This is a genomic window from Sporosarcina sp. USHLN248, assembly GCF_037144575.1.
Classification (GTDB): domain Bacteria; phylum Bacillota; class Bacilli; order Bacillales_A; family Planococcaceae; genus Sporosarcina; species Sporosarcina contaminans.
The window spans coordinates 48,808-75,574 of the sequence record NZ_JBBCZC010000015.1; the positions used below are offsets into that span (position 1 = coordinate 48,808).

General features: G+C 40.4%; 27 protein-coding genes and 1 pseudogene. 7 read left to right on the forward strand and 21 right to left on the reverse strand.

What is annotated here, in order from left to right:
- Positions 1-28: 28 nt before the first annotated feature.
- The 11 genes from WFH04_RS08010 to WFH04_RS08060 all read right to left on the reverse strand — a co-directional run bounded on the left by WFH04_RS08010 (position 29) and on the right by WFH04_RS08060 (position 9,356).
- Complete coding sequence (locus WFH04_RS08010; RefSeq protein WP_336823547.1) at positions 29-598, reverse strand: ANTAR domain-containing response regulator; 570 nt, start codon at positions 596-598, stop codon at positions 29-31.
- Positions 567-2,015, reverse strand: coding sequence for a sensor histidine kinase (locus WFH04_RS08015; RefSeq protein WP_336823548.1), 1,449 nt, complete (start codon positions 2,013-2,015; stop codon positions 567-569). Before WFH04_RS08015 ends, WFH04_RS08010 begins: the two co-directional genes overlap by 32 nt.
- 88 nt (positions 2,016-2,103) lie before the next feature.
- Positions 2,104-3,501, reverse strand: coding sequence for an alanine/glycine:cation symporter family protein (locus tag WFH04_RS08020; protein ID WP_336823549.1), 1,398 nt, complete (start codon positions 3,499-3,501; stop codon positions 2,104-2,106).
- Positions 3,502-4,912: 1,411 nt separating this feature from the next.
- A complete protein-coding gene (locus tag WFH04_RS08025) occupies positions 4,913-5,218 on the reverse strand; it encodes a hypothetical protein (protein ID WP_336823550.1) in 306 nt (101 codons plus the stop codon).
- A complete protein-coding gene (locus WFH04_RS08030; RefSeq protein WP_336823551.1) occupies positions 5,219-5,473 on the reverse strand; it encodes a hypothetical protein in 255 nt (84 codons plus the stop codon). It lies immediately after the preceding gene.
- Between the two features lie 100 nt (positions 5,474-5,573).
- Positions 5,574-5,930: a VOC family protein gene (locus WFH04_RS08035; protein ID WP_336823552.1), complete on the reverse strand. Its 357-nt coding sequence runs from the start codon at positions 5,928-5,930 to the stop codon at positions 5,574-5,576.
- Positions 5,927-6,715 carry a nucleotidyltransferase domain-containing protein gene (locus WFH04_RS08040; RefSeq protein ID WP_336823553.1) on the reverse strand — a complete coding sequence of 263 codons (789 nt, stop codon included), beginning with the start codon at positions 6,713-6,715 and terminating at the stop codon, positions 5,927-5,929. The genes WFH04_RS08035 and WFH04_RS08040 overlap by 4 nt, the downstream gene beginning before the upstream one ends.
- Positions 6,716-6,859: 144 nt before the next feature.
- The gene (locus WFH04_RS08045; protein WP_336823554.1) at positions 6,860-7,387 is read right to left on the reverse strand and encodes an isochorismatase family protein; all 528 of its coding nucleotides are present in this window, start codon (positions 7,385-7,387) and stop codon (positions 6,860-6,862) included.
- Between the two features lie 235 nt (positions 7,388-7,622).
- On the reverse strand, positions 7,623-8,795 hold the full coding sequence (locus tag WFH04_RS08050) for a serine hydrolase (RefSeq protein ID WP_336823555.1): 1,173 nt from the start codon (positions 8,793-8,795) through the stop codon (positions 7,623-7,625).
- 28 nt (positions 8,796-8,823) lie between these two features.
- Complete coding sequence (locus WFH04_RS08055; protein WP_336823556.1) at positions 8,824-9,126, reverse strand: hypothetical protein; 303 nt, start codon at positions 9,124-9,126, stop codon at positions 8,824-8,826.
- Between the two features lie 2 nt (positions 9,127-9,128).
- Positions 9,129-9,356: a helix-turn-helix transcriptional regulator gene (locus WFH04_RS08060; RefSeq protein ID WP_336823557.1), complete on the reverse strand. Its 228-nt coding sequence runs from the start codon at positions 9,354-9,356 to the stop codon at positions 9,129-9,131.
- Between the two features lie 240 nt (positions 9,357-9,596).
- Here WFH04_RS08060 and WFH04_RS08065 point away from each other — a divergent pair, with 240 nt between their 5' ends.
- The gene (locus tag WFH04_RS08065; RefSeq protein ID WP_336823558.1) at positions 9,597-10,163 is read left to right on the forward strand and encodes a uracil-DNA glycosylase; all 567 of its coding nucleotides are present in this window, start codon (positions 9,597-9,599) and stop codon (positions 10,161-10,163) included.
- A gap of 1,402 nt (positions 10,164-11,565) precedes the next feature.
- On the opposite strand, the gene WFH04_RS08070 is transcribed toward WFH04_RS08065, so the two are convergent.
- The 3 genes from WFH04_RS08070 to WFH04_RS08080 form a co-directional block, all read right to left on the reverse strand.
- Positions 11,566-11,736: a hypothetical protein gene (locus WFH04_RS08070; RefSeq protein WP_336823559.1), complete on the reverse strand. Its 171-nt coding sequence runs from the start codon at positions 11,734-11,736 to the stop codon at positions 11,566-11,568.
- A 77-nt stretch (positions 11,737-11,813) separates the two neighbouring features.
- Positions 11,814-12,353, reverse strand: coding sequence for a DinB family protein (locus tag WFH04_RS08075; RefSeq protein ID WP_336823560.1), 540 nt, complete (start codon positions 12,351-12,353; stop codon positions 11,814-11,816).
- A gap of 244 nt (positions 12,354-12,597) precedes the next feature.
- Positions 12,598-13,131 (reverse strand): GNAT family N-acetyltransferase, encoded by a 534-nt coding sequence (locus WFH04_RS08080; protein ID WP_336823561.1) that lies wholly within the window; start codon positions 13,129-13,131, stop codon positions 12,598-12,600.
- A 124-nt stretch (positions 13,132-13,255) separates the two neighbouring features.
- Between WFH04_RS08080 and WFH04_RS08085 the strand changes: the two genes are divergently transcribed.
- The 4 genes and pseudogenes from WFH04_RS08085 (at position 13,256) to WFH04_RS08100 (ending at position 16,667) form a co-directional block, all read left to right on the forward strand.
- On the forward strand, positions 13,256-14,008 hold the full coding sequence (locus WFH04_RS08085; RefSeq protein WP_336823562.1) for a class I SAM-dependent methyltransferase: 753 nt from the start codon (positions 13,256-13,258) through the stop codon (positions 14,006-14,008).
- Positions 14,009-14,032: 24 nt separating this feature from the next.
- Positions 14,033-14,522: pseudogene (locus WFH04_RS08090) on the forward strand (GNAT family N-acetyltransferase).
- Positions 14,523-14,617: 95 nt separating this feature from the next.
- Positions 14,618-15,328: a hypothetical protein gene (locus WFH04_RS08095; RefSeq protein WP_336823563.1), complete on the forward strand. Its 711-nt coding sequence runs from the start codon at positions 14,618-14,620 to the stop codon at positions 15,326-15,328.
- 112 nt (positions 15,329-15,440) lie between these two features.
- The gene (locus WFH04_RS08100; protein ID WP_336823564.1) at positions 15,441-16,667 is read left to right on the forward strand and encodes a translocation protein TolB; all 1,227 of its coding nucleotides are present in this window, start codon (positions 15,441-15,443) and stop codon (positions 16,665-16,667) included.
- Positions 16,668-16,985: 318 nt separating this feature from the next.
- On the opposite strand, the gene WFH04_RS08105 is transcribed toward WFH04_RS08100, so the two are convergent.
- Entirely contained in the window at positions 16,986-17,180 is a 195-nt protein-coding gene (locus WFH04_RS08105) for a hypothetical protein (protein ID WP_336823565.1), read from the reverse strand.
- Between the two features lie 388 nt (positions 17,181-17,568).
- Here WFH04_RS08105 and WFH04_RS08110 point away from each other — a divergent pair, with 388 nt between their 5' ends.
- Positions 17,569-18,246: a hypothetical protein gene (locus tag WFH04_RS08110; RefSeq protein ID WP_336823566.1), complete on the forward strand. Its 678-nt coding sequence runs from the start codon at positions 17,569-17,571 to the stop codon at positions 18,244-18,246.
- A gap of 424 nt (positions 18,247-18,670) precedes the next feature.
- Here the strand turns inward: WFH04_RS08110 and WFH04_RS08115 are convergent, their stop codons facing one another.
- On the reverse strand, positions 18,671-20,017 hold the full coding sequence (locus WFH04_RS08115) for a GntP family permease (RefSeq protein WP_336823567.1): 1,347 nt from the start codon (positions 20,015-20,017) through the stop codon (positions 18,671-18,673).
- Between the two features lie 15 nt (positions 20,018-20,032).
- Positions 20,033-21,163, reverse strand: coding sequence for a glycerate kinase (locus WFH04_RS08120; RefSeq protein WP_408020177.1), 1,131 nt, complete (start codon positions 21,161-21,163; stop codon positions 20,033-20,035).
- Positions 21,164-21,319: 156 nt separating this feature from the next.
- Here WFH04_RS08120 and WFH04_RS08125 point away from each other — a divergent pair, with 156 nt between their 5' ends.
- Complete coding sequence (locus WFH04_RS08125; protein WP_336823569.1) at positions 21,320-22,414, forward strand: CdaR family transcriptional regulator; 1,095 nt, start codon at positions 21,320-21,322, stop codon at positions 22,412-22,414.
- Positions 22,415-22,573: 159 nt separating this feature from the next.
- Here the strand turns inward: WFH04_RS08125 and WFH04_RS08130 are convergent, their stop codons facing one another.
- From WFH04_RS08130 to WFH04_RS08145, 4 genes are all read right to left on the reverse strand, one after another.
- Positions 22,574-22,807 carry a glutaredoxin family protein gene (locus WFH04_RS08130; protein WP_336823570.1) on the reverse strand — a complete coding sequence of 78 codons (234 nt, stop codon included), beginning with the start codon at positions 22,805-22,807 and terminating at the stop codon, positions 22,574-22,576.
- A 114-nt stretch (positions 22,808-22,921) separates the two neighbouring features.
- A complete protein-coding gene (locus tag WFH04_RS08135) occupies positions 22,922-23,749 on the reverse strand; it encodes an undecaprenyl-diphosphate phosphatase (RefSeq protein ID WP_336823571.1) in 828 nt (275 codons plus the stop codon).
- A 6-nt stretch (positions 23,750-23,755) separates the two neighbouring features.
- Positions 23,756-24,367 (reverse strand): DedA family protein, encoded by a 612-nt coding sequence (locus tag WFH04_RS08140; RefSeq protein ID WP_336823572.1) that lies wholly within the window; start codon positions 24,365-24,367, stop codon positions 23,756-23,758.
- Positions 24,368-25,245: 878 nt separating this feature from the next.
- Positions 25,246-26,529 (reverse strand): DUF4139 domain-containing protein, encoded by a 1,284-nt coding sequence (locus WFH04_RS08145; RefSeq protein WP_336823573.1) that lies wholly within the window; start codon positions 26,527-26,529, stop codon positions 25,246-25,248.
- Between the last annotated feature and the right edge of the window lie 238 nt (positions 26,530-26,767).

Below are 26,767 nucleotides of genomic sequence, written 5' to 3' on the forward strand. Positions count from 1 at the left end.
GAACTTCTTGGTTTGATCGGCCAGCCATTCACTCATATGATTCAATAATTTCTTTGGCAACCGACTCCATTGTCATTTGCCGAGACATACTATCGTCTCTCATTTTCTTGAAAGCGTCTTGCTCGGAAAGCTGTTCCGCATCCATCAACATCCCTTTTGCACGCTCAACAAGCTTTCTTTTTTCGACTTGCTCCTTTGCACGCCGAATATCCGTCTTGAGCCGCTTCGCCTTATCGGCTTGATGGAGAGCTACTTCCACCGCTGGAATTAAGTTCACCTCAGAAATCGGCTTGACTAAATAACCTACAATATTGTCCTGCTGCGCCTGTTCAATGAATTCCCTTTGGCTATAGGCTGTTATAATTAAAATTGGCAAATCCAATTGGCTGCCAATTATTTGGCTCGCCTTTAAACCGTTGATCTTCGGCATTTTTATATCCATCAATAAAAGGTCCGGTCTATGTTGGAACGCTAGTTCAATTGCACGGTCTCCATCTCCAGCTTCAGCAACGACTTCATAGCCGTGATCTTCCAATGTCATTTTGAGGTCCATGCGGATAATCGATTCATCTTCCGCTATCAATATCCTCTTTTTCATGAAAAATCTCCACCTCCGGACTTACAGGAAATATGATGACCGCATGCGTACCTTTCTTTGTCGGTGCATAATGAAAATCTCCATTTAAATCATTCGTGACCAAATTCCTAATGATTTCCATCCCTAATGATGACTTTGGATCATTCATACCAACGCCGTTGTCGGTAATATGTAACTCCAAAAATTTTTCATTAGAGAAAAAGTCTACTTGAATCTGGCCTTCATCCCCATGACGAAAAGCATGTTTCAAAGAATTTTGTATTAACTCATTGACAATGAGTGCGATTGAAACCGCTTTCCGTGAGGTAGTTATAATTTTATTGCCATTCGGCTGAATAATCAAGTCTAGTTTTAGCTCCGTTTCATTGATTACCATTGCCGTGCAAATTTTTCTCGTCAACTCTACTATATTTACATCGTCATCATCGGCATGCTCTTTAGCTAAAATAAGTTCATATACAGAAGAAATGCTATAAATCCGATTCAAAGTATCTTCTAAAGAGGATTTGCTTTCCTCGGGCACACCTTGCCGCATTTGTAATCGCAACAGGCTTGCAACAGTTTGCAAATTATTTTTCACACGATGATGAATCTCTTGGATGACGACCGATTTCATCATCAATTCCTTCTCTTTCATCCGCAGCTCTGTCAAATCCTGTATAATGAGCAACGTTTCCTTTGTCTTATCCTTTTTGCTCATCCGGATTTTTTTCACAACGAGGCTTTTCCCGTCAATTGTCAAATCAAAAACGAAGACATCTTCCTGCTGATCATACACCGGTTTTAAAAATGGCATCATTTCAATAATATTCCGGTTTAACGCTTGGTCCGTGTGCCCCATTTCAGAAATGAATTTCAAACCGACAGGATTCGCGTAAATAAGACGATTTTGCTGATCGGTTAATATTAGCATCTCCATAAGCAAATCCGTAACAACATGCATGCCCGACTCGTTCGTCTCATCGGAAACATCGGGAACTATGGAGATATTATCTTTCTGCTGAAAAACGGCAGACTCGACTTCCTTCTCCTGTATAAGCACCCCAATCACTTTATCGCTCTTATTTTTAATAGGAACAACAGTTTGATCGACCGACTTTCCTTCTTGCGTAACAGCCTGATGAATGATTGATTTTTCACCTTTCCGATAGCTATAAAACACACCCGGCTCAAAAGATTCAAAAACGATTTTCCCGACAACCGAATTTTCATAAATTGTATGCTCGGATTGCGGGAACGCTTCTGCAACAACGATTGCATGATCGTTATTTTTTATTTTACAATCAATGAACATGTAAGATTCAGATAAATCCGCATAGAGCTGCAAAGTTGCAGCCACTTCTTTCAAAGTTTCAATATCTTCATCGTTCAAATCTGTGTAAAGGACGCAAAGTTGCTCCAAAGTTGAAGTTTTCATCTTACCCACATCCCAGACCTTTAAATAGACAGACTATTCTACAATCACTTCAAATATTATTATACAGAGGGACTTACAACTTTACAAATCAATCTTTCTCCTCTTCCCAGCATTCCGCCCCTTTTAAATTCGGCATGGCGCTTGCTTTAAATACCGGGTTTTTCCCTTGTTTTCGTTGCAATGTAAAATCATCCAACACCTTAAATGCAACCTTGCCTAACAGTACAATGACTATTAAATTCAGCACCGCCATCATCCCCATGAACAAATCGGCCATATTCCAAACGATATCAACTTTCGCCATTGCACCAAACATCACCATGACAAGCACTAAGACACGATAGATCGTCATCCAAGATTTATGCGCTTTAATAAATTCAATATTTGTTTCCCCATAATAATAATTACCTACAATGGAACTGAAACCGAAAAACGTAATCGCAACCGCGACAAAATATGGTGCCCAAGATCCGACATGCACCGCCATTGAAGCTTGCGTCAACAGGATTCCGCTAGACTCACCAGTGTCATACAATCCTGCAAGAATAATGATGAATGCAGTAGCAGAACAAATAACAATCGTATCGAAAAACACACCTAAGCTTTGAACGAGCCCTTGTTTTGCAGGATGCGTAACATTTGCAGTAGCAGCCGCATTCGGTACACTCCCCATCCCAGCCTCATTTGAGAACAATCCACGGCGTACACCTTGCATGATTGCTGCACCAATACCGCCCCCGACCATTTCCTTAATGCCGAAAGCATGTTCAAAAATGAGCGCAATCATCCCCGGGATTTCCTTAATATTTACAATGACTACAAACGCAGCTATAAGCAGATAAAACACTGCCATAATCGGAACAATCGCTTGAGTAACTTTAACAATCCGCTTCACACCGCCAAAAATAATAAACGCTGTCAAAACAACTAATAGTAGACCAACTACCCAAAATGGCAAATGGAATACATCATGAAAAGACTGGCTAATTGTATTGGATTGAACCGCATTGAAAATAAACCCAAAGCAAAGCGTTAATAAAATCGCAAACACGATACCTAATTTTCTCGTACCAAGCGCTTTCTCCATATAATAAGCAGGTCCACCTCGGAACGTATCGCCATCGCGCACTTTATACACTTGAGCAAGCGTACTTTCAACAAAAGCCGTCGCCATTCCGACAACTGCAATGACCCACATCCAAAATACCGCGCCCGGCCCACCTACACCAATTGCCAAAGCGACACCTGTCACATTTCCTGTACCGACACGGGAAGCCGCACTAATCGTAAACGCCTGAAAAGCAGAAACCCCGTCACCGCCCTCCTTTTTCTCAACAATCAATCTAAACATCTCTCGGAACAAACGGATCTGCACAAACTTAGTTCGAAATGTAAAATATAAACCGATTGCTATTAGTAAACCAATTAGTATGTACGTCCAAATAAAATCATTCAACGGCCCTACAAGCCATTCCAAAATCTTCACACATAACACTCCTTCTATCAAAAATGAATCCTTATCTCACCTTTACCCTCAATTCCACCAAAATTACCACGTCAAATAAAAAACGCCGAGCCAATAGGCGCCCGAGCGGCAAAATCTTTTATAGGTTAGCACCTGAACTTTGTAATCGGTTTCACTTTAAAGCATGAGATTCAATTCCAAACACAAATTTGATTGTAACCTCTCCCAACCAATTTTGCACGATGTATTGATATTTTTCTAATGGAGAGTGCGGACGGTAGGGGTAACTCTTTACCTAAAAAGACACTTTATCCATTACCATTTATCTCTTCAAACTGATATAGCCGCACTCCGACTCTCAGCAAATCATAGAGTTTATTGTTTACCACCGATTTGAGATGATTTACCACCGTTGTGCCATTTCCCTATCCAAAAAAGCGCACTTCTCTTGTGCGCTTCAGACTGTAGACAAAGTATTTTTTCACTTTGTCTACAGTCTTTTAAAGGTTTTTAGTTATGGGATAAGTGTTTGCCCAGCTTGGCTTGAAAACGCTTGCCAGACAAGGCGCGAAGTCGAGCGAAGACCCGAATAGAACTTAAGGTTCATGAGGGGACGAGCGAGACGAGCAACGCAGTATGCGAGCGTTTGTCAACAAGCTGAAGCGCACTTCTCTTGTGCGCTTTTCACACTTCCATAGTGTATGTACGATTCCGATAGGTTTCTACCGCTTTCAACTGCATTGATGTTAAAATACGATAAGCTGTTTGTTGTCATTCAATTAGTAGAAACGCTCGACAATCTTTATTTCTATCCTACCAGGAAATAATAGAAACCAATCACGGATAGCTTTCAGACTGCAGACAAAGTATCTTTTTACTTTGTCTACAGTCCTTTTAAGGTTTGTAGTCATGAGATAAGTGTTTGCCCAGCTTGGCTTGAAAACGCTTGTCACGTGGAAGGCAGTCTAAGTGCGCGACGTCCGCAGTGCCTTAATTTCCGCAAAGGGCGCGTAAATTAAGGCAAATCGAACCCTTCGCCGTTCGATTGACTGCATGACCTGCATCGTGCAGGCCCGCGCGAAGTCGAGCGAAGACCCGAATAGAACTTAGGTTCATGAGGGGACGAGCGAAGGACAGGCAACCTAAAACCGCTGCATCCTGCAGCAACGGTTGCATGACCAGCGTCCTACTGGCCCCAACGCAGTATGCGAGCGTTTGTCAACAAGCTGAAACCAATCACGGATAGCTTGCATATATGCACAGCGGTTTGTACTACCGCACGCCCGACAGAGACAGCCTTTCTATTTTTCCATGCCAATAAAGCCACAAATAGGGCAAATGACACCGCTTCGAATGTCGCTATGTTGTATAGAGTACATTTCACAAAAAGATGGGGGTATGTACGGTCGATGACTCTTGCTAATCCGAGAAGCTAACGTTTCAAATTCACGATCGTCCAACTTTGGGGGGCTGTTTGGAATCGATCGAACAAAAGATGGAACAATGTTAGGAAACAAAATGGGGGTTTTTGAATGATTTGCTTCAATGCGCTGCTTTGCATAAGCAGCATGACGGCACTATAAACCGGTATAGACACGCCTCTCTTATGCAGCCAATCACGGTAGAGTTCGCAGTTTTGCTGCAATTGAGCGACAGGGCTTTGAAAGCCATTTACTTGGCCCGTTTCTGTCGTCCGTATTAGCTGTGGCGGATTCTCAACTAACGTTAACTCGACCACTCAATTTTTCACTTCAAACAGCACAGCATATGCCGGGGTGATCAAAAATGTTTCGACTTGAAAATATGTACTCGAGACAAGTGATAGATCATGGAAAATTCCATGTTTCATTGAAAAATACCGATCAAATACTTTATCCAATTCCTGCTCGACGCCAAAGCCCGCTTGTACGGCCGCAAGTTTCGTTTGAATAATAGGCATCGCTACGTGGCTGACCGGCAATCGTCTTACTGCCGCTTCCAATCCTTCTAACAATTGAGGCGCCTTTCTTCTTTTGTAAATGAATCAAATCATCCCTTTCTTATTCAATTAGCTCCTTAACATATCCACCCAAAAAACCAGTTGATACTGACAATCATTTCATGAACTGCAAATACTCCCACACATTACCGAAAGGGTCTCTAAAGATAATATACTTGCCAGGTGGACAGTCCGCAGGTTCCCCGATAATTAGTTCCACATTATGCTCTTTCAGAACTGCAAGGGATTGATGAATATCATCCGTTTTCAGCGTAAGCACAACTCCTGACGTGGATGCATTATCGGTTGCTATTTCCGATTCCTCAATTACAATCGGCAACTCACCGTGGACCAACGTAAATAGTTTTGGACCGTACTGCTTATTCACTTCAAACCCTAATACATTCTTATAAAATTCAATCGCCTTTTCCACATTTGGAACGTAAATGCTAATTGCACATACTTGCGTCATTTCACTTCTACTCCTTCTCCTTTAAACTCATCAATCATCATTTTTAGAAATTTCATCTGCTCACTTTCCACGTCCCACTGCTGCCCTATCCATTCATATTCCCGATGGAGCATCCTGCTGATCAACACCGCTGCCTGTCCGTGCTTCTTTGGCGTAATGCATTCCATAATCTCCTTCAAATCCAAAACAACGGACTCCGGCAATGATCGTTCAACCGTTTTCAATCCCAATACTGAACGTTCCGGCGCATATCGATAGAGCAGCACCCTTGCCAAATGATGCTCGACATTCTTCAGCATCTTCACAGCCCAAATGTCGTTTCCACGCGCCGCAGATTGTCTATACTGGTATAAAAACCAGCCCACATCCATAACACCATCCCGATATTGCTGCTCCGTCAGCATTAATCCTTGCGTTTCCTCAAACTCATCCAACAACCGATGCGGATCATACACTACCTTGAAATAGTCGCCGCCGACAAACGTTTCCTTCGTCACCGTGAACAAATCAATATGCAATAAATCATCGAACACAGCAATTATTTGAGGAGCAACGATAAAAATATCATCCGATAGAATTACGTCGCGGTATGCCCTTAAATGCAGCAGCCGATTAGAAAGAAACCTCTCCTTGTCTTCTTCCTTCACTAAGCAATATAGATCGATATCCGAATGTTCGTCATGCTCCCCTCTCCCCATCGATCCCTTTAGGAAAATGGCCTGTACAAGCGGATCACTCTTTAAACTTTCACTAATTTTTTCTACGGCTAATTCTTGTTGCAGCACGATGCTCCCTCCATTGGTAAAGCTCATTCTCTGTTAAACTTTTCATGTAATGCAATTGAAAGTCGGATTCAATAGTTTTCCATACAGAAAATTGGGACTTATTCCGATATGAAACACCTAAAACCGCCATTCATACAACTTCGTTTACTTGTAGTTTTCCACATACTCCTCATAATCCAAAACCTCAATGGCATCAGACCAATGCAGAACTGTTCCGACAAAATCCCTTATATCCAATCCCGGCATTTCATAGGATTCCGCTGTATTTGCTGTACCGGTCGCGTCTTCGATAAATGTTACTTGATAGCCACGATCAAAAGCAGAAATCGCCGTGAACATACAGCAAAACTCCGTATTGAACCCTATTATGAACACATGCTCCACACATAGTTTGTCCAGCGTCTCTGACAGTCCTGTTTCAAAAAAAGCGCTTGGCGTCCGTTTCTCGACAATCGTTTCTGCATATGCCTTCAATGAATGATGCAATTCGGAACCTACCGCTCCCTCAAAAAGAGAGCTCTCTTGTTCTTTATCTAAATGCCTCACAAAAATGATCGGTTTTTCCTTCTTTTTGAAATCCTCGATAACCAACTTCATCAATGACAGTTCACTCTTGAAATCGCCACTTTCCACGATTCCATTTTGCACGTCTATAACCAATAATGCTTCCATATATCCCCTCCCCTTTCTACATAAATAATTCGCCACCAATAGCAAATACCCTTTAAGAAAGCCATCATCAACTTAAAATTGACGATGGCTCCTTAACATTATGATTCGGAAAGTTTCTTCTGGACCTTCAGACGGTAATTATCGCTACCAAGTAATTTAGACTCGAAAGAATTTAAATTTAGGGCAAGCTGAAGTTGTTGCCATCTACTTAGATTATCAGTTAGAAAAACGATTTCTATTTTTTACCATTATGGTCTTCCGCATACAGTGCATCATTCAGAATGAATGCTGTCGAACCACCTTTTGCTCCTAAATGAGCAAAACGTTCGTGATTTCCTTCATTTATTTCCATTGGCCATTCAAGTAAATCTCTAATTGTTTGATTTGCAATTGATGGGAGTTCATTATTGGATATTACCGCCAATAATTTTCCGTAATCATTTGCCGAAGCCCCAATTAGGCGATCCGACCATACTCTTTGCAAATCGAGAGGCATATTAAACATATAATCTTCTATCTTGAGAGTGCCATCTTTCAGTTTTCCACTTAATTTCTTGGCTATATCCCGATACGTTTCGATCGGCATTTTTTCAAGCTCTTCTATTAATTTTTTCTCATCCTTCGTCTCGTTTTTCAGATAGTCTGGAATTAATAGCGCACTTACAATTGGATAAATATCTTCATGTTGCGTAAGTCCAAGCAATTTTGCACGTTCATTAATGGAACTGATGCCAATCAAATCGATTAAGTACTCTGTATTGGCATTAGAGCTATATGTGATCATCCCTTTTGCCACATCATGCAGCGTTACTTGATTATTAGCAACTTTCCCGGCACTTTCCATTGCTTTTAACCATTCTTCATGTGCATTTCCATCAGAGCCTTTATAGTAGTATCGGCTTAAATCATTTAGTGACACATACTGATCTTTATTCAATGTTCCTTCATCAATTTGCATCGCATATTCGACAGCTATTAACATTTTCACTGTGCTCGCTAAAGGACGGACAACATCCGATTGATAGGCAACGATTTCCTTACTATTTTCCGCAACATAAAGGGAGCTTGTTTCCGGATGATCCTTTAAATGATTCAGCACATAATCTGGATTGTCCCGCAATACGACATAACCTACGATTCCAATAACGAGTATGATTGCTCCATAAATCATTAATCGTTTCTTTGTGTACGTCTTTTTATCGAATAAAATCATTGCAATGGCACCAACTATAAAAGCAAATAAAAAATTTACATGAAAAATGATAACCGCAATGATGATACCTATAACAATCAAAATAGTTATGATAGCACCACGTATCTTTTCTTGTGTCCTATTTTCTTTTTGAATAAAAGGCAAAAGTGTAAAGAGTATGATTCCTAACAACCCAATCCAAGCAAATATCGTCATCGAAAACCTTCCTCTCTAAAATTTTCAATTAATATTTTCTCTTTAATACGGTTAAAATACTTGCATGGAGAATCATTAACCCTGTAATGAGAAACCAAATGACTGTTTTATATGTTCCGTAGTCTATATGATCAACAAATCGATCATATAACTCTATTAACAACCAGCCAAGGGGCATTAATGGAAAAACAATGCCATATGATTTATTTGAAATACTTTTCCCGCGTTCATCTTTATACTCTTCTCCCATTTCAAATCTCAGTGAGATAAATACGGCGATAAAGAAAATGATTACATATACAATACGTAAAATTGCTAAGAAAATGTCCAAATTTATTCCTCCTCCAGTTCATATTGAAAAACTTCGTGTAAATCAACACCAAACAGCAAAGCAATATCAAAGGCTAATTTCAAAGACGGATTATATCTATTTTTTTCAAGTGAAATAACGGTCTGTCTACTAACTCCTAATCGGTCAGCAACCTCTCGTTGAGATAAACCTCTCTCAGCTCTTAAGACAACTATTCTATTACGAATTTTTCTTTCGTTATTTAACGGCATTGTTCTTCACCTCTTATAGCTTCATAGTAAAGTATTTTTAACCTTTGGTATAAAATATATTACTAACTGTTTATATTGATGAATATTTTGGATCGTTCAATAACTTCCATGCTTCAATTAGTCGAAGGACTTCGATGGTATTATTCGAATGAAGAGCAATTTTAGTTCGTTTTAAATAACTCAATCTCCTGCATAACTCTACTCATAAAGGGTAATTTACATTGATAGGAGGCTGATTTCATGGAACCATTTTGCCCGATTGTTTGGCCAGAAGATCCAACGCCGGTGAATGAAAAAAACTGTGAACTTTGCGGTTTGTACCGCCAAGGGACGAGGATGGTTTGGGGTGAAGGGAATCCTGAAGCTCCGATCACAGTAATACTTGATAATCCCGGGGCGCGAGAAGATCGAGAAGGCAACTCATTCGTTTGCGGTACGAGACAAACATTGCAAAAAGCTGTGCATGAAGTTGGCTTGAAGCCTGAGCAGCTATACGTCACCTATATTTTAAAAAGAAAGCCTGTACGGGCGTACGATAAAGAAGCAGCTCGTCAAATTTGCATGCAAACGCATTTGTTCGGCCAACTGCGCCAACAAAACCCTACTCTCATTCTTTGTTTAGGAAACGTGGCGGTTCAATCGTTCTTCCAAAATGCGGAAATCGATGTAAAACGCTTAAGAGGAAGCTTCCATGACGTGTTAGGATATCAGACAACCGTCTCCTATCATCCTTTGGCCGTGAGGAGGCGTCCTAATTTATATCCTTTATTCATAGAAGATTTAACCCTCATCGCAGACAAATTATAGGAAATGACCGACAAATCCTCAAACGTTTATGCATCGAGCATACATAAGAAAAAGGTGATAATCAGCCGGTAATGGAGCATGAGAAAGATATGGCGCGAACGAGGGAAAAACGATGCTACCGAAACAAATGGCCACCAGCAGTACGGATGGAAGAAGTGCGTATATAGTACTGACCGACCTTTTCCGTAAAAACTATACAAGTTTTTTCAGAGCAGGCGAATGAATTAAAGAAAATCACATAGTATGGGAGGTAATTTAGATGAAATAATCGCATATAGAAATTAACATTCCAAGGCGAAAACGCCAAGTAACCGAAACAAAGTAAAAGAGGAGATTTCGAAGGAATTGACCAAGCTCGGCAACTTGAAGCCAAAGCACGAGTCGTTGACGGCAAATCAAATGGAAAAGATCAAAAGAGTATAGTTTTATTTAGCATAGAAAATTGCTTTAACGTGCTGCAAATACTTTAGATCCTGCGGGATTTGTTTCCTCGCAGAATCCACTTAAAATGCTCACTCCATTTATCCCCTGATGGGAATGGTGACATCGTCCCATGTGAATGAAAAGAGGGTTTTAAAGAAAGCGACATAATTTTTCCGCAGTTTTACCACGGACTAACTTTACTTACATTGGAAAACCTCCTTTTGCTTTACAAACCCGTAGCCTGCCCATTAGATTCCTCATTAGGTTCGTTCGACTTGTTTTAACTTGTTTTAACTTCTCCTAACCAATCACTGTATTTGGCAATCAAGCTATGTATAAAACGGCAGTATATTTATTATGTAATACTGATAAATATTCATCGCTCATTGGCGCTTGACATGGAGCCTCTGCGAGCATAGTGTCTGTCGAAGGGCGAAAGATCAATAACCCAATCTTTCGCCTGGCGAAAAGCCTACCATGCTCGCCACTCCATGTAAAGCGATCGTATACAAATAATATACTGCCGAAACCTACATTGTTAAACTGCCACTAACACCAATCACCTTGTCAAGTTTTGCTTGTACATCTTCAATTACACTTACTACAAGTAGTCGATATTTCCCTTTTTTGCACGACAAAAGTTCATAAACTTAGTTTATTATGCTTTAATAGTTTCCAATATGTTAATATTTAGATATCAATTAACAGGAGGAGTTTTATGGTTGTAGATTATTTTGGTGTGAAGATTTTCTCTTTTTTCACGATACTATTTTTATCACAAGCTATATTAATGATCATATTTAAACAAAAGAAACAAACTGTCTCCCTTATTTTTAATTATATTTTATTAATTGGAATAAATTATTTTGTATTTACTTGGAAAGATTCTTTACTTGATGAATCTTATAATTATAGGACATGGTTATGGGGTGTGTTAGGGCTGTCATATATTATGGTTGCTATTAATACCTATTTATTCCTAAAATCCAAAAAAAAGAAAAGTACTAATACAAAAAAGAAGAACAATCATTTGTTGAAGCTCTGAACGGGTAACTGAAATCTTATCCCAGATCACTTCGTCCACTTTTTGAACCAATTGAGCGAGTTCTTCCGGTGATAATTCTTCTCCGCTTTCCCGTTCGATCTCCATATTCACCCACCTATCTACACGCTATAAACCTCACAGAAAAAAGCTAACAGAATGCATAATTGTCAGTCCTTCATGTTTCATACTAATTTTTCCGAAGCGCTCATCAATTTCTTAATCAACCGAATTTGCCCACGATGATTCAGTTCATCCTCATATACATGGAACCATTTGAAATATTTATTCATAGGATGCCCTCCCCAATACGGGGCTGTTTCGAATAGCCATGAATCAGGCAATGTCTTGAATGTATCGATTGTCTTATTACGCGTTTGTTCCAGCTCTTCAAGGTAGTATTCAATTGGATTTCCTTTAATTTGTTCCCTTGCTGCATCGCCTAGTTCCAATGCGGGATTGAGCATTTGGATATCCTCTTCTGTGAAATCTCGGTTTTCAAATGTATCAATTTGATATGCTTTTTCAACTGAAGCCATATGGGCTAACAGCATGCCGATAGAGTTCGCCTCGTCGTTAATGAGGAAATCCAGTTGCTCCACCGTTAAGTCTTTCACTTCCGCCAATGTTGTCACCCGAACATATTCCATCATGGATGCCAATTTGCTAAATTCCAAGCTTAAGCCATCTTTTTGATCGATTACGTATAACCCTTGATTGTCCATAATCATTTCTCCCTCTGTTTAAATCCGTTTCTATAATCATTAATTTAGATTCTAACTTCTTTTGAAGTATAGTGATCCATTGAGGACTATTCAAATCATTTTCAACCCACCGTACGAAGCAGATCAGCAAAAGTAATTACGTTATGGAGCATTACAAACATAGAAGGAATCGCATCGACCTCCTTTTCTGTCACGTATAATTACTATGGTAACCTTCTATAAAGCTTGGCTATCTATAAGTCCTTTATTTTGTAACCGTAATATCGTTTGATTCATTCGTACTTCCTTCCTCATGAAGCTTCTGGAATTTACTATGTCCGTCCGCTGTCGTTCCGATCAGAGAATATCCATTCCTTTCATAGTACGCACACAACTTAGGGTTATGGGCAACGCAATCAAGCCTAATGGTGTTCTTTAAATTTTCATCTACCCAATTTAAAATTTCTTTTCCAATCCCATTTTTCATATATTGAGGTCGGACAGCCAATCGATGGAGATAGAGAGCTTCAGGATCATCTTCAGTTCCCCAAACATGCTGATCCCACTCACTTTTCTGTGAGTAGAGCGTAACAGTGGCAATAATTTCATCGTCATGACAGGCGACATAAGTGTCTCCATTAATGACCGCCTCTGTTATCTCCCCATCCTCTCCGCCTTCCAATAAAAACCCCCATTGGTTGATGTCATTATTTCGCAGCCAACTAGCGACTTCTTTTAGTAAGTCAATGATGGTAGCTGCATCTATCTCTTCCGCCTTGCGAATTTTATAAGTTTTCATTACTCATCCCCCATTCCAATTATGAATTCTCTATACGGTTGGTAAATTCCTTTATTTCAAATGAAGGAGAAGTTCGTTTCATTGTCGAATGTATATTCCCATACGGATTTCTGGAGGGATGAAAATGAGGAATGATTCACTATTGATCAATAAAAAAAGTTGGGATGAGGTGGCACATCGTTTTTTCGGGCGGAATCCATTGCCAGAATACGGACCGCTTGCGCCTCGAGAAGAAGATTTGAATTTACTTGGCGATGTAGCTGGCCTAAAGGTATTGGATATTGGCTGCGGAAGCGGGCATTCCTTGCAATATATGGATTCTCATGATGCTGCGGAACTATGGGGAGTGGACCTTTCAAAGACACAAATTGAAACGGCAAAGGAATTGTTGAAGAACAGCAAAGCGCCTGTTCATTTATTCGAATCGCCAATGGAGGAAAACCCTGGCCTGCCTCTTGCCTATTTTGATATCGCCTATTCCATTTATGCGTTAGGTTGGACGACCGATTTTCGCCAAACACTTACCAATGTCTACGAATATTTGAAACCGGGCGGCATTTTCGTTTTCAGCTGGGAGCATCCATTGCACAGCCGGGCAATCTTGATGGGTGAAGATTTTCATTTCAATAAATCCTATCACAAAGAAGGTGCCTATGATCACGAAGCTTGGCATGCGCCCGCGATTATGCAGCAGTTTAAAGTGAGTACATATATTAATACATTGATTGAATGTGGATTTGAAATCGAAAAAGTTGTCGAGGATGTTTCATTGACGGAAGAGGACCGGGAAAGACATGCGAATCGATGGTATTCGTATGAGAAAGCGAAGATGATGCCGACGACTTTGATTATAAAGAGTCGAAAGAAAGACAGATAAGGTGCGGATGAAGGAAGAATTTCATTGGATATAACACTTGAAGCGCTACCTATCAATGATGCGGAGAGTTTATTTGAGTTTGAACTAGAAAATAGAGTTTTTTTGAGGAAATGGTTCCTTCACGAGGAGATGATTATTATAACTTTGAGGTTTTCAAAAGCAGGCATCAGGCTTTATTAGACGAGCATGCCCAAGGCTCTAATCAAAAATAACAATGGTTCTATCCTCGGAAGAATAGATGTGATCGATATTGATGAAACACAATAAACGGGTCATGTTGGGTATAGGGTAGGGCGGGAAAGGCATTGCTAGCAAAGCACTAAAGTTGTTACTAAAGGCCGCAAGCAAGATAGGGCTATCTACCATTCAAGCGAAGACGACAACTAATAACAAAGCGTCTCAAATTGTTTTAGAGAAAAACGAATTTAAGCTTCTAGCCACTCCTCATGAAGAATTTGAATTTGCGGGGCAAAAGGTGCAATTCCTACACTACGTTTGGAGTGATTCAAAATGAGAGAATTTATCGGCCTACCTTTTGCTTGAAGAAACTTGTTATGATTCGTAACGAAATGCCCGAATCTCCGTCTTATGGATAAAGGGGCGATGTCATTGAAGAAAACGCGTATGCTGACTTTCATTTTGATTTTGCTATTCTTGTCGGGTTGCCGGCTATCAGCTTTTGGTGGTCAGGTTGTAATTGATTGGGTTGATTTTATCCATTTTGACGGAAAAGAATACAACGGAATCCACTCCGGAGTTTTAGCCGACAAAAGTTTTATCGGGAACAAGATTGGCACGGTCAAATTTAAAGTGGCGGACAATGTGAAAAATCCTAGTTATAAGATCAGAGACGGTGATGCCGCCTTCCATGAGAAGGGAACTGAGATATTTCAAATAAAGGATCATCCGCATTTAATAGCCGTCAAGGATGATCGCGCCATCAATGGATATCGAGTTTACTTTTCAAGAGATGATGATATTGAATACCAATGGAATTTCAAAGATATGCCCATCGAAAAAGTCGAAAGGATCGAGATTTATCAAACTGATTCTCCAGCAGGCAATAAATTGATTTCTAAATTGACAAAGAGCGATGATATCAATAGTTTCCTTCAATTATTAGTGGACAGCGAAGAAAATCCTAATTTCCAGCCAACCAGAGGAAGCAGAGATCCTATTTTTTATGAAATGTTTTTTTATACTGATGAGCCAATTGCGTATAAATATTATATGCAATTCGATGGTGAAACTTATTATTGGAGCCCATGGGATACGTCGATCTTATCAGATGAGATACAAACGTTTATTGGTGGTAACTAAACCTTCAAATAACTGGCGCATATCCATAACATGGATTCGCGCCTTTTTGATTGAAGGATAGCTGTTAGCAATGTGGGCAACATAACACGTAAATCTTTCAGGAAGGATTGACGTGAAAATGCGGATTTTATTACTAGTCACTCTGATCTGTTTTCATTTTTCAACAATCGCAAGTGCAGACGCTCCATTAACAGCTGCCTTTATCCGTGATCATCAGTTATGGATCAAAAAGGACGGGCAAGAAATACAACTTACGAAGGACCGTTATGTATACGCCCCGAAATGGTCATATGACGGGCGATTCATTGGCTATATTGATGGTGATGCAAAGGGAGAGAAGTCGGATTTATTCATTTACGACATGAAGGAAAAAGAAAGCTACCAGCACTATGTTAATTCGGTCACATCGGACTTTAAATGGGCTCCGAATAAAAATCAAATAGCTTACACAGATCATGGTCTATTAAACGTGACCAAAATGAGGAATGGTCGACCGTATGGATTTGAAAATGTTTCATTAGGCGTTAGCGGCTTTGAATGGTTTCCGAACGGTAAAGAATTTATTGTCTCCTCTTCGTCCAACTTACTTCCAACTGGTTGGAGTCCTATCCCACTCTTTAGAATCCCAGTAGATGCAAATCTTGATAAAGATAAAATGAAACCTTTTTATACGATTCAAACTGAAATTCCTGACTTATTTGGGGTGGATGCCGATTATTTCAAGTGGAGTTCTGACGGGAAATGGGTTAGCTTTTTAGTGATTCCTACCGCCTCTTGGTCCATGGATAGCAATACATTGAGTGTTTTATCATCACAAGGAAAAAATTTTCAAGCAGTGGGGAAAATGTTAGGATTTCAAGATTGGTTTAAATGGGCACCTTCTGTTAATGAATTGGCTTATATATCCGGCGAGGGAAGGTTTTTTGTCGAAAACAAGAGAATGACGATTGCAGAAATCCCGATACTTAAAGAACAAAAAGAATATACACCTAAAGGATTTGTTGACCTTGATTTGGAATGGTACTCCAAGGATTCAGTAATTGTAGCGCGTGCGATAGAAAATAAGGAATGGAAAGTAGGACCTGTCCCAACTATGTTCACTTCCCTTTACACCATAAACATAAGAACAGGAGAACAAAAACAAATCACATTTCCAGGGAAGAATGAACTCGACGAAAACCCTCAAGTTGTCGGACCTTACCTCACTTGGTTGCGGAAGACAGTCGGGCAAGCTAATGGTGATGTATGGGTGAAAAATACGTTGAATGGCCAAGAGCACATATGGCTTGAAAATGTGAATTATGCTCCAATCTTTTTTACATCGAAGCAAAATCCTTAAGGGTTGAAAGATCATCGGTACGTTAGATGTACTACCGACTTCATTAAGTTTATAATTTCCCCTGCCATTGAAGAATTTTTATCGCGAATTTCCTTTGCTATATATATTATGTTCATTTTCAACTTGAATTTCTTTCACAGTATCTGCGATCTCGAAATCGTAAAAATGAAAGTTGTGGAAATCAAAGTTGTGGAAATCAAAGTAGATGCCTTTGCCGCCATATTGAATAACTTACGCTTTGCCATCGAATGTCATTTTATTATGGGCTGGCCGAATATCAATTTTATAAATTTTTTTCGATGGTCTTCATTTACAAACCTAATATCGAGAGTATCGTTCATCTTCAAAGAACCTTCCGAATTCATGTGCAAATGAAATTGGTGGCCCCATTTGTGGCAACTCTACTTTACATTGGAAATGGGTTTCAAATTCTTTCACTGCTTCTCTTACGGATTTGTATCCTACTTCTTCATACCCTTCTCCGAAAGAAGATGGTGGATTGTTCAGCTGCATAAATTCCTTTAGTTGAAAGAGGTTTGATTAACATCTCTATCTTTTTCGGCAATAACAATCGGTGTAATAAAAACCGTTTTCATAGATGCACCATAGGTGTCGTTGCGCCAAAAACTTCATCCGTCAATCTAATCGTCTTCCCATTTGTCAGTTGTGGTACAGCGTACAATGTGGTCCATGCTCACTATACGTTTTGCTTTCTTCGGATAACGTTCTCCCGTCGAGTTGTTCGATGTAATAGTATAGAGCCAATCCCGTGATTTAATTGGAAAGACTTCCCTGAGAAAACGCTGAGGAAATTCTCACCAATCTCTCATTTATTTCACAGCGTTCTTTAAAATAGCGGAGGTAAGATAAATCCATACCAAGAACAAGGGAGAGAAAAAACATGAAAAAACTTTTCGCAACTACATTGAGTGCAGTACTATTAACAACAGGCGGCTTCGGCGCAGCAAACGCCCTTCACACAGATAAGGTAGAGGCAGCTACACCAAAATATGAATCTACATATGCAAACCACGATGCACGTTATCAATCGAGCATCACAGCAAATGAACTTAAACAGCTACCCGAATACGCAACTGTCGCTTCTAAAATCAATGTGAACGGATTGACAGCAAAAGTGACGGAAAACAATTCGAATAAACGTATCATCCTATTCACTGATGCGCGTGGACAAGGCAAATACAAATCCATCTTTGTGAAAAAGACGAACCGCTTGAAAGTCATCGATTTCCGCGGAGGCGAAATCTTCTTCGGTACAGTGAAGTTAGCTGAAGCTGTGCCGGGAACTTCAACCGAATCAACTCCCGAAGCAACGAAACCAGAAAGCAAGCCGGTTACGGACCAAAATAGTACTCTTGCTGAATATGCAAAGCTTTCTTCCGTAGTAAATGTGAAGAATTTCAACATGCAAGTCGTTGAAGACAATGCAAGCAAACGCATCATTACCTTGAAAGACCAAAACGGACGTGTACAGTACAAATCAATCTTCATGAAACGCACAAACATGTTGAAAGTCATTAATACGAGAGGCGGACAAGTCTTTTACGGTTCTGTGAAATAAAATTTTCTTTAGGCAAACAGCCGCATCGGACAATTTCGATGCGGTTTTTTTGCTGATGAATTAAGGGGAAAGAGACTGAGCTGATGACGAAGCATATACGGTGGGTGACGGTTGCCGTTTAGTTACTTGGGTTTTTATTCACGTTAGGTGATGCGGTTGCTATCTCTTTTACGATCGATCATGCTGCTATTATCGCGTATGTTATAGACAAGGGAGATTTATATGCGGAAGAACCCTGTACATGCAGCTTTTCAAGCTTCTATAATGGGACGACACGGTCGATTGGAAAGGATAATCATACTCGATGTTTTTCTTACCACCGATTCGACCATATCTATCACCCCCACCTCCAAGGATTTACAGCGATGATGAGACATCACCATACTAAAAACGCTGACTCTCCTGACAATCACCGTTCCTTCTATTATACAAGTATCATCCAAAGCAACATCGTAACGACAATTGTTGTAACGCCTTGCAGCAAAGTCGCCATCGTCTGTGCTTTGTAGGCGTCTGTCACTTTCATGCCGCTGAATTCAGTGACGACCCAGAAGAAGCTGTCGTTGACGTGGCTGACCGTCATGGCACCTGCCCCTACTGCCATGACGACAAGCGCGAGCGGGATGGCGCCTTCAATTCCCATCACCGGCAATAACGGAGCAATAAGTGTTGAAGCAATGACCAATGCCGCCGTGGAAGAGCCTTGTGCTGTCTTTAACGCTGCGGCAATGAAGAATGGAATGAGCAGGAAGAAAGCACCGTTTGCCATTGATTCGAAATTCATGTCACTAATTAATTCGGCAACGCCAGAATTAGAGATGACTTTTCCGAATGCACCGCCCGCGCCGGTAATCAGTAAGATTGGCGCTGCCTCTTTCAATCCATCCCCGATCCAGGACGTCAAGGTCTCTTCATTCCATTTCGGCAATAAAAGGAATGCAGCAAATACGCCAAAGAGCAAAGCGACTGTCGGAGCTCCTAAAAACTGCAGGAAATTAGACATGCCACCTTCATCCATCGTTAACTTTGCTACAGAGCCGATCCCAATAAGAACAATCGGCAGGACGATTGGCAAAAACGCTTTGAAGGTTGATGGCATTTTACCAAACGATTTGACGATCTCATCATAATCAAGTCCTTCATCTACTGTATCTTCTGGAACAGAAATTGTCGTTCCAACTTTGACCGCCCATAAATATCCGACAATTACTGCCGGAATAGCAACAATCAGCCCGATAAGGATGAGCATACCTAAATAATTTTCAGCTCCGATATTTCCGGCAGCCGCAATCGGACCGGGCGTTGGAGGAACTAACGTATGCGTAGCGTAAAGCCCTGTTGCAAGCGCTACCGCCATCGATGCAATCGCTACTTTCGCCCGCTTTGCTAAAGCTTTTTTCAAACTGGATAAAATGATGAAGCCCGAATCACAAAAGACCGGTATCGACACAATATATCCAATGAGCGACATCGCCAATTGGGGCCTTTTTTCGCCAATTAACCTCAAAACAACTTCTGCCATTCGATAAGCAGCACCCGACTTTTCTAAAATGACGCCGATAATTGTTCCAGCTACAATGACGAGCCCGATATTTTTCATTAGCCCGCCAAAACCATCATTCACATTTTCCACAACTGTCAAGAGCGGCATGCCCGAAGTGATGCCTACAAAAAATGCACCGAATAGCAACGATAAAAACGGATGGACCTTAAATACCGCTGTGAACACGACAATTAAAATGACACTTAGCAAAATCATGAACAACAACATTCCCTACACCCCTTTTCATTGATAGATGACTCGTTCCATCACTTTCTTAGTCCTCTCTTTTAAATGAACAAAAGCTTCTTCCATTCCATCTTCTCGAGAAATGCCTCCATCCACAATCGCATGAATTTCCGTAAAATATGGAGCTACCTCACTTCGGCTTTCTTCATCGATCATTCCGGAAATAAGAATTGCCGGCTTGCCTTTTTCCCGTGCAGCTTGAGCAATCCCAATAGGTGTCTTTCCAGACAACGTTTGCATGTCTGTCTTCCCTTCCCCCGTCAAAACAAGATCAGCATCGTCCAAATACCTGTCAAATTCGATCGCCTCTAACACTACGTCAATCCCCTGCCGCATCACACAATTGAAAAACGCTTGGAACGCTCCCCCTGCTCCACCCGCGGCACCTGCTCCTGCTTTATTGTGGAGAGCAATGCCCGTCTCTTTTTCAATCAAATCTGCAAAACGCTGCAAACTCCGATCCAATAATGCAATGTCTTTCTCTGTTGCACCTTTTTGCGGTCCGAAAACTGCAGAAGCCCCGTTAGGTCCGACAAGAGGATTGCTAACATCGCATGCAACTGTGAATTCACACTGTGCAATACGGGGATCCCAATTTTCCATATGAATTGAAGCGATTTTCTGTAAAGCACCTCCCCCTTTTGGAAGCTCTTTCCCTTCTTTATCCAAAAATTGAATGCCAAGCGCTTGCAGCAAGCCTGCTCCGCCATCGTTCGTCGCACTTCCGCCAAGACCGATAATAAAGTTTCGATAACCTGCATCCATTGCATGAGCAATCAGCATGCCGGTGCCATATGATGATGCGACAATCGGATCCAATTCATCCGTATGTAAACGAGTAAGACCTGACGCTTCGGCAATTTCAATGACACACGTTTTACCATCTCCAAGCACTCCGTACGATGCCATTACCGCCCTGCCAAGAGGATCCTCCACGCTAACATCGACAAATCTTCCACCTGTCGCGTCAACAAGGCTTTGCATCGTTCCTTCTCCGCCATCCGCCGCCGGCATAAGGATTGTTTCAATTGCCGGATCTACCTCGCGAATCCCCTCCCTCATCGCACGGGCTGCTTCAATTGCTGTCAAACTGCCTTTGAATGAGTCTGGAGCTATAATGATTTTCAACTGAAACACCTCTCTACTAATCGCATTCTATGGTGAATGAAAACCAAATCGACTAACTATATTAAATTATATGATAACTATTAAAAAATACAGTATACTACAAGTATAAATACACCTTGAAATTCACAATTAAATTTATACATGGAGGATAATTTATTGATTACAAAGCAATTGGCAGAGGAGATTGTTCATCAGACAATGGTCCGTTTAAATAAAAACATCAACATTATGGATACGAACGGAATGATTTTATTTTCAGGAGAGTCAGAGCGTATTAACAGGATTCATGAAGGAGCAGCCCATGTTGCGCAAACCGGTCAACCGCTTTGGATAACTGAAGAGAATTTAGAGCAATGGCATGGTACGAAAATCGGCGCAAATTTGCCGATTCGTTTTAAAAATGAATTGGTTGGCGTCGTTGGAATCACTGGTAAAGCTGACGAATTAAAAGACGTCGCAACACTCGTCCAATTGACGACCGAAATGATGGTGCATCAATCTCTCATAACATCTGAGGCTGAATGGAAACGAAAAATAAAAGAATTAGTCTTTGAAGAATTGACGAGTGAAAAAACGTTTTCCCCACTCGTCGTCGAGAGGCTCTCCTTATTGGAGTTTAAGATGGAAGGTCCTTATTTAACAGTATTTATTCAAACGAAAAGCTTACCGCCTTCACCTCAAAGAATGATCGAGCAGCTGGAGGAAATTTTTGAGCGAAACACCGCTCTAATCGGCTATTCGAAGTTCAATGAACTGTTTCTACTTCTGTCGGACGTGAATCCTACCGTTTTAGAAATGAAATTAAAGAAAATCCTGCACCTTTTCCAAAATGATGAAACCGTTAAAATTGGCATAGGACTCATCGCAGAAGAATTAATGGGGATCCCCGATTCTTACCGATCCGCCAAACAAGCAATCCGCTACGGGCATGATGTACAGGAAATTGTTTATTATACAGATATTGAATTGAGATCTTTGCTGCAAGAAACGTCCATTGAAAGCCGCAGCCACTTCTCCAACAGAATCTTGTCGGGATTAAATGAACAGATGATCATAACATTACAATGCTATTACGACAACAATCAATCCGTCCTTTTAACTGCTGATCGACTCAGAACTCATCGACACACAGTAACGAATCGACTTAGAAAAATTAAAGAAATGACCGGATTCGATCCTACGAGCTTTCAAGATGCTGTCCTATTTTACATTGCACTTCTGGTAAACAAAACAACGCCTCCAACGACTTAATCATTGGAGGCGTTGCTTATTGCATCCATTGCATACAAACAAGGAATAACCCGGTCAGCAGCATTGCAATATGCCCGATGCATATTTGTGGAAATCTTTCTTTCTCATCATCAAACATATTACATGTCTTGCAAGTAAAGAATCGCTTATTCAACAATCTCAACCTTTTAATGCTTCCTGAACGGCAGCCGGGTTAAATCCTAAAATCCACTTGCCGTTCAATTTTGTTTGCGGAACACCCATTTGACCAGTTTCCTCAACCAACTTGCGTTGCGCCTCTTCATCCTCTTGCACATTCACTTCAGTAAATGGAATGTTTTGCTCTTCCAAATAGTCTTTCATCATATTGCAATACGGGCATGTACTTGTCGTATAAACAGTTGCTGTAGCCATTAAGCATCACTCCTTTTTTATTCTTACTGATACTATACCTTCAACAACATGTAACACAAAACAAATTGTTTTATAAGAAAAAAAGACCCCTTCTATTAAGAAGGAGCCCATTGATTACAAGTAAACGATTGCCGCTAATACAAGCGCTAATATAATACGATAAATGGCAAATGGCACCAATTTAATGCGCGAAATCAGCTTCAAGAAAAAGCGGATTGATAGTAATGAAAAGACGAACGCGCTCAAAAATCCGACAATATAAAAGGAAATATGGTCCATCGACATATACTCCCAGTTTTTCACGACGGAAACAAGGCTCGCTCCCGCCATAATTGGAACCGCCATTATGAATGTAAAGTCTGCAGCAGTTCTATGGTTCATTCCAAAAAGAACACCGCCCGAAATAGTAGCACCGGAACGAGAGAATCCTGGCCATAACGATAGACATTGCACCATTCCGACCGTCAATGCCTGTTTATATGTAATTTGGTCCAAAGATTGCACTTTCGGCTTTTTAGGGCCAAAACGGTCTGCCACAAGCATTAAAATCGCTCCCGCAATCAAAGCAAAAATTACTGTCTTGACGCCAAACAAGTAATCGTCGATTAAGTCTTTCAGCGCAAAGCCGAAAACGACAGCGGGCAGCATGCCAATGATGACATGCATTAAATTAAAACTCTCACTCATCTTTTGACCATCAACTTTATACAATCCGACTAAGCTGAAGAGCCGCTTCCAAAATACAACAACAACCGCCAAAATCGAACCTAATTGAATGACAATTTTAAATGTAATGGCAGGGTATTTCCCTAAAAATTCTTCCGTTTTCAACCACATATCATCAACGATAATAAGATGTCCGGTTGAAGAAACAGGGGCAAACTCCGTCATCCCCTCAACAAATCCTAAAATCAACGCTTTCAATAATTCAAATAAATCCATAGTTCACTAAGCTCTCTTTCTGCGGAAACGGATGTACCAAATTACAGCCGCCAAACCGCTAATTGCCAACACGCCATACGCAACGGTTGAATAAATATCCATATAATGAACAATGACTTCCCAATTATCGCCAACCGCAAATCCTGCGTAAACGAGTATGGTATTCCAAATAAGGCTTCCGATAGTCGTCAGCAAAATAAATAAGAAGAAATTCATATTAGCCATTCCCGCTGGAACTGAAATAAGGCTTCGCACAAGCGGCACTAAACGACAGAAAAACACAGTCCATGGTCCATATCGGTCAAACCATTTTTCCGCCCTCCGAATATCCTTTTTCGTTAAACGAAGTACAGAACCCCATCGCTCTACGATTTTCTCTAATCTGTTCACATCTACAAACAAGCCAATACTGTACAACACCATCGCACCTACTACCGAACCCGCTGTAGCGGCCAAAACAACACCAGTCTTCGTCATATTTGTAAAGGTCGTTGCAAATCCGCTGAACGTTAAAATAACCTCAGACGGAATTGGGGGAAAAACATTTTCAATTAATAATAACAAACAAACGCCAAAATACCCATACTCTCCTAAAATCTCCCCAATCCAATTGTCCATCAAGCTCTCCCTATCCATTGTAATAAAAGCGGCAACTATCCGCAATTAGCCAAAGCCTCTAAACCGATAGGACGCCTCCCTTATACGTTAAGTTGCACGTTTACATAATTGAGTGTACGTCCAAAAAAACACAAATATGATCACAACTTATGTGGATAACTCCCCCGTACCCTTACTTATTCACAATGTATTGTGGGTAAAACAGTTAATATGTTCATAATTTCCGAAAAGACAAACTCTTTGTACAAGTTATCCACATGTGAATAAACATTATCCCTTCCAATTGACATTCCCAAGCTATTTACATTACTACAGAACACTATTACACCTCGAAAAAACATCTTACCACGCCAACCCACTACTCGGAAACGCACAATACCACTCACTCCATTCATAAAATCATGCGAAAACTCATAAATACATTCAGACACTCATAAACCCATTTAAAAGCGCATAATTCACTCACACCACTCATAAACACATCCAAAAACTCATAAATCCATCCATACACTCATAAACCCATTTAAAAACGCATAATTCACTCACACCACTCATAAACACATCCAAAAACTCATAAATCCATCCAACCATTCATAAACCCATTTAAAAACGCACAATGCCACTCACTCCATTCATAAAATCATGCGAAAACTCATAAATCCATCCAGACACTCATAAACCCATTTAAAAACGCATAATTCACTCACACCACTCATAAATTCACCTAACTCACGCATAACCCACACAAAAAACTCATAAATTTCTCCACATCACTCATAAACTCATCCAGAAACCCATAAATCACTCGCACACAAAAATGCCCACCATCCAGATTCATCAATCTGAACAGTAGGCAATCTATCAAAGTAAACTCTCCATCAGAAACCGATTGATCTTCTCGCCGAGCGCTCATGTCGAATTGTAAATTTCACAGTCTCTTCCTGATTTACAGGCACATGAACAGGTAAGATAATTTTATCGCGTTTTTTCTCCCATTCATGCGTTGATTCATCTACAGTCCATAGATGGCCGGGTACTTCTTGCCGAACCATCGCCTCGACAGGAATCTCCTTCGTATTGCAAATTTTGTATTCGTATTCTGTATATTCGTATCCACCCTCCTTATATTTTCCTGACTTCTTGCTTTGCACCTCAATATCGCAAGCCTCTCCCGATTTTAAGCGAACTTTTTGACCGACTTCTGTATGTGAGATGCGATGTTCTCCTATAAATTCAGCACTGCCGTCATCTGGATTTGTACGGTACATTTTAAATATACCTTCCGGTAGATCGTAGCCTAAACCATTTTCAGCCGTGTTGTCGAATTCAATGTAAATATCTGGATTATCGGTTTGAACATTAATTTCATAAATGATCCTTGCCTTAGAGCCATTTGAAGAAAGAAGCCGGAGCTGTTTCTCCTGTCCATCTTCAAGAGTAACCGGATTTGGAAACGTGTATGTGTGGAAATTTGAATAGGTTTCCGTTTTATTTTGTTTTTTAGATGATAATTCCGAGCTTTTTTCATCCGTCAGATTCCCTGCTTTATTCAACTTCCCTGAAATTAGACGTAATTTCGCATCCGAAAAATCAGCACCCGAATAATTCGACATCGTTAGCCAACCAGAAAGATCAAAGCTGTCGCCGTTTAATGAAATAACATAATCAGCTTTCCACGAAACGCCATCCGTCAAATAGGAAACACATACTTCTTTTTTCCTTTGATCAGACATTTTCCAAACCAATGTTGGAATAAGGTGTAAGTCATCTTCAAGATTTGGAAAACGTAATTCACCTTTCGGGTTCACAACGATTTCCTTCGTCTCTACATCTTGCATAATAAGAGGACCGCTCATGCGCAAAAGCGTGTAAGGACGGTCCGCTTTTGAATACGAATCACGAACTAATAACTGACGCCCTATATATTTCTCGAATAACTTGCGTTCATCTACCAAATCATATGCATATTCAAGCTCTTCTACTTCAATTCCTTCTACAATGATTGAATCATGCTCCAACCGGCGAGCAACGTTCTCAAAATGGACGATGCCATCCTTGTCGATCGGGGGAAGCTGTCGACTGTCTTTCACCAAAGCAAATCCGTCGCTATAGACCGTTATGGAACAAGTATCTGTTTCCGTTCTCATGACTTTCTTCGACAATTTTAGTACCTCCTATTCAATTAATGTCATCATAACCTGTTCTTTAGCATTTCCACTTTTGTTACATCTATCTCCGCTATTCCCTCTTCTCCAAAAAATAAAGCTCTCCGTTTAAAAACGGAAAGCTCAGACTGTAGACAAAAGGGTTGGAAATCGAATTGATTTCCAACCCTTTTGTCAATTATGAAGTTATTTTAACGGAAAAAGGCCTTTTTATCTCGTAATATTAGCTTCTATT

Bases quoted from the DNA above. Each gene is read 5' to 3' on its own strand.
- WFH04_RS08010 (WP_336823547.1), bottom strand. From the start codon at position 598: ATGAAAAAGAGGATATTGATAGCGGAAGATGAATCGATTATCCGCATG.
- WFH04_RS08015 (WP_336823548.1), bottom strand. From the start codon at position 2,015: ATGAAAACTTCAACTTTGGAGCAACTTTGCGTCCTTTACACAGATTTG.
- WFH04_RS08035 (WP_336823552.1), bottom strand. From the start codon at position 5,930: ATGACGCAAGTATGTGCAATTAGCATTTACGTTCCAAATGTGGAAAAG.
- WFH04_RS08045 (WP_336823554.1), bottom strand. From the start codon at position 7,387: ATGGAAGCATTATTGGTTATAGACGTGCAAAATGGAATCGTGGAAAGT.
- WFH04_RS08050 (WP_336823555.1), bottom strand. From the start codon at position 8,795: ATGACGATATTTGCTTGGATTGGGTTGTTAGGAATCATACTCTTTACA.
- WFH04_RS08060 (WP_336823557.1), bottom strand. From the start codon at position 9,356: ATGCCGTTAAATAACGAAAGAAAAATTCGTAATAGAATAGTTGTCTTA.
- WFH04_RS08065 (WP_336823558.1), top strand. From the start codon at position 9,597: ATGGAACCATTTTGCCCGATTGTTTGGCCAGAAGATCCAACGCCGGTG.
- WFH04_RS08070 (WP_336823559.1), bottom strand. From the start codon at position 11,736: ATGGAGATCGAACGGGAAAGCGGAGAAGAATTATCACCGGAAGAACTC.
- WFH04_RS08075 (WP_336823560.1), bottom strand. From the start codon at position 12,353: ATGGACAATCAAGGGTTATACGTAATCGATCAAAAAGATGGCTTAAGC.
- WFH04_RS08080 (WP_336823561.1), bottom strand. From the start codon at position 13,131: ATGAAAACTTATAAAATTCGCAAGGCGGAAGAGATAGATGCAGCTACC.
- WFH04_RS08085 (WP_336823562.1), top strand. From the start codon at position 13,256: ATGAGGAATGATTCACTATTGATCAATAAAAAAAGTTGGGATGAGGTG.
- WFH04_RS08105 (WP_336823565.1), bottom strand. From the start codon at position 17,180: ATGCAGCTGAACAATCCACCATCTTCTTTCGGAGAAGGGTATGAAGAA.
- WFH04_RS08110 (WP_336823566.1), top strand. From the start codon at position 17,569: ATGAAAAAACTTTTCGCAACTACATTGAGTGCAGTACTATTAACAACA.
- WFH04_RS08115 (WP_336823567.1), bottom strand. From the start codon at position 20,017: ATGTTGTTGTTCATGATTTTGCTAAGTGTCATTTTAATTGTCGTGTTC.
- WFH04_RS08130 (WP_336823570.1), bottom strand. From the start codon at position 22,807: ATGGCTACAGCAACTGTTTATACGACAAGTACATGCCCGTATTGCAAT.
- WFH04_RS08135 (WP_336823571.1), bottom strand. From the start codon at position 23,749: ATGGATTTATTTGAATTATTGAAAGCGTTGATTTTAGGATTTGTTGAG.
- WFH04_RS08140 (WP_336823572.1), bottom strand. From the start codon at position 24,367: ATGGACAATTGGATTGGGGAGATTTTAGGAGAGTATGGGTATTTTGGC.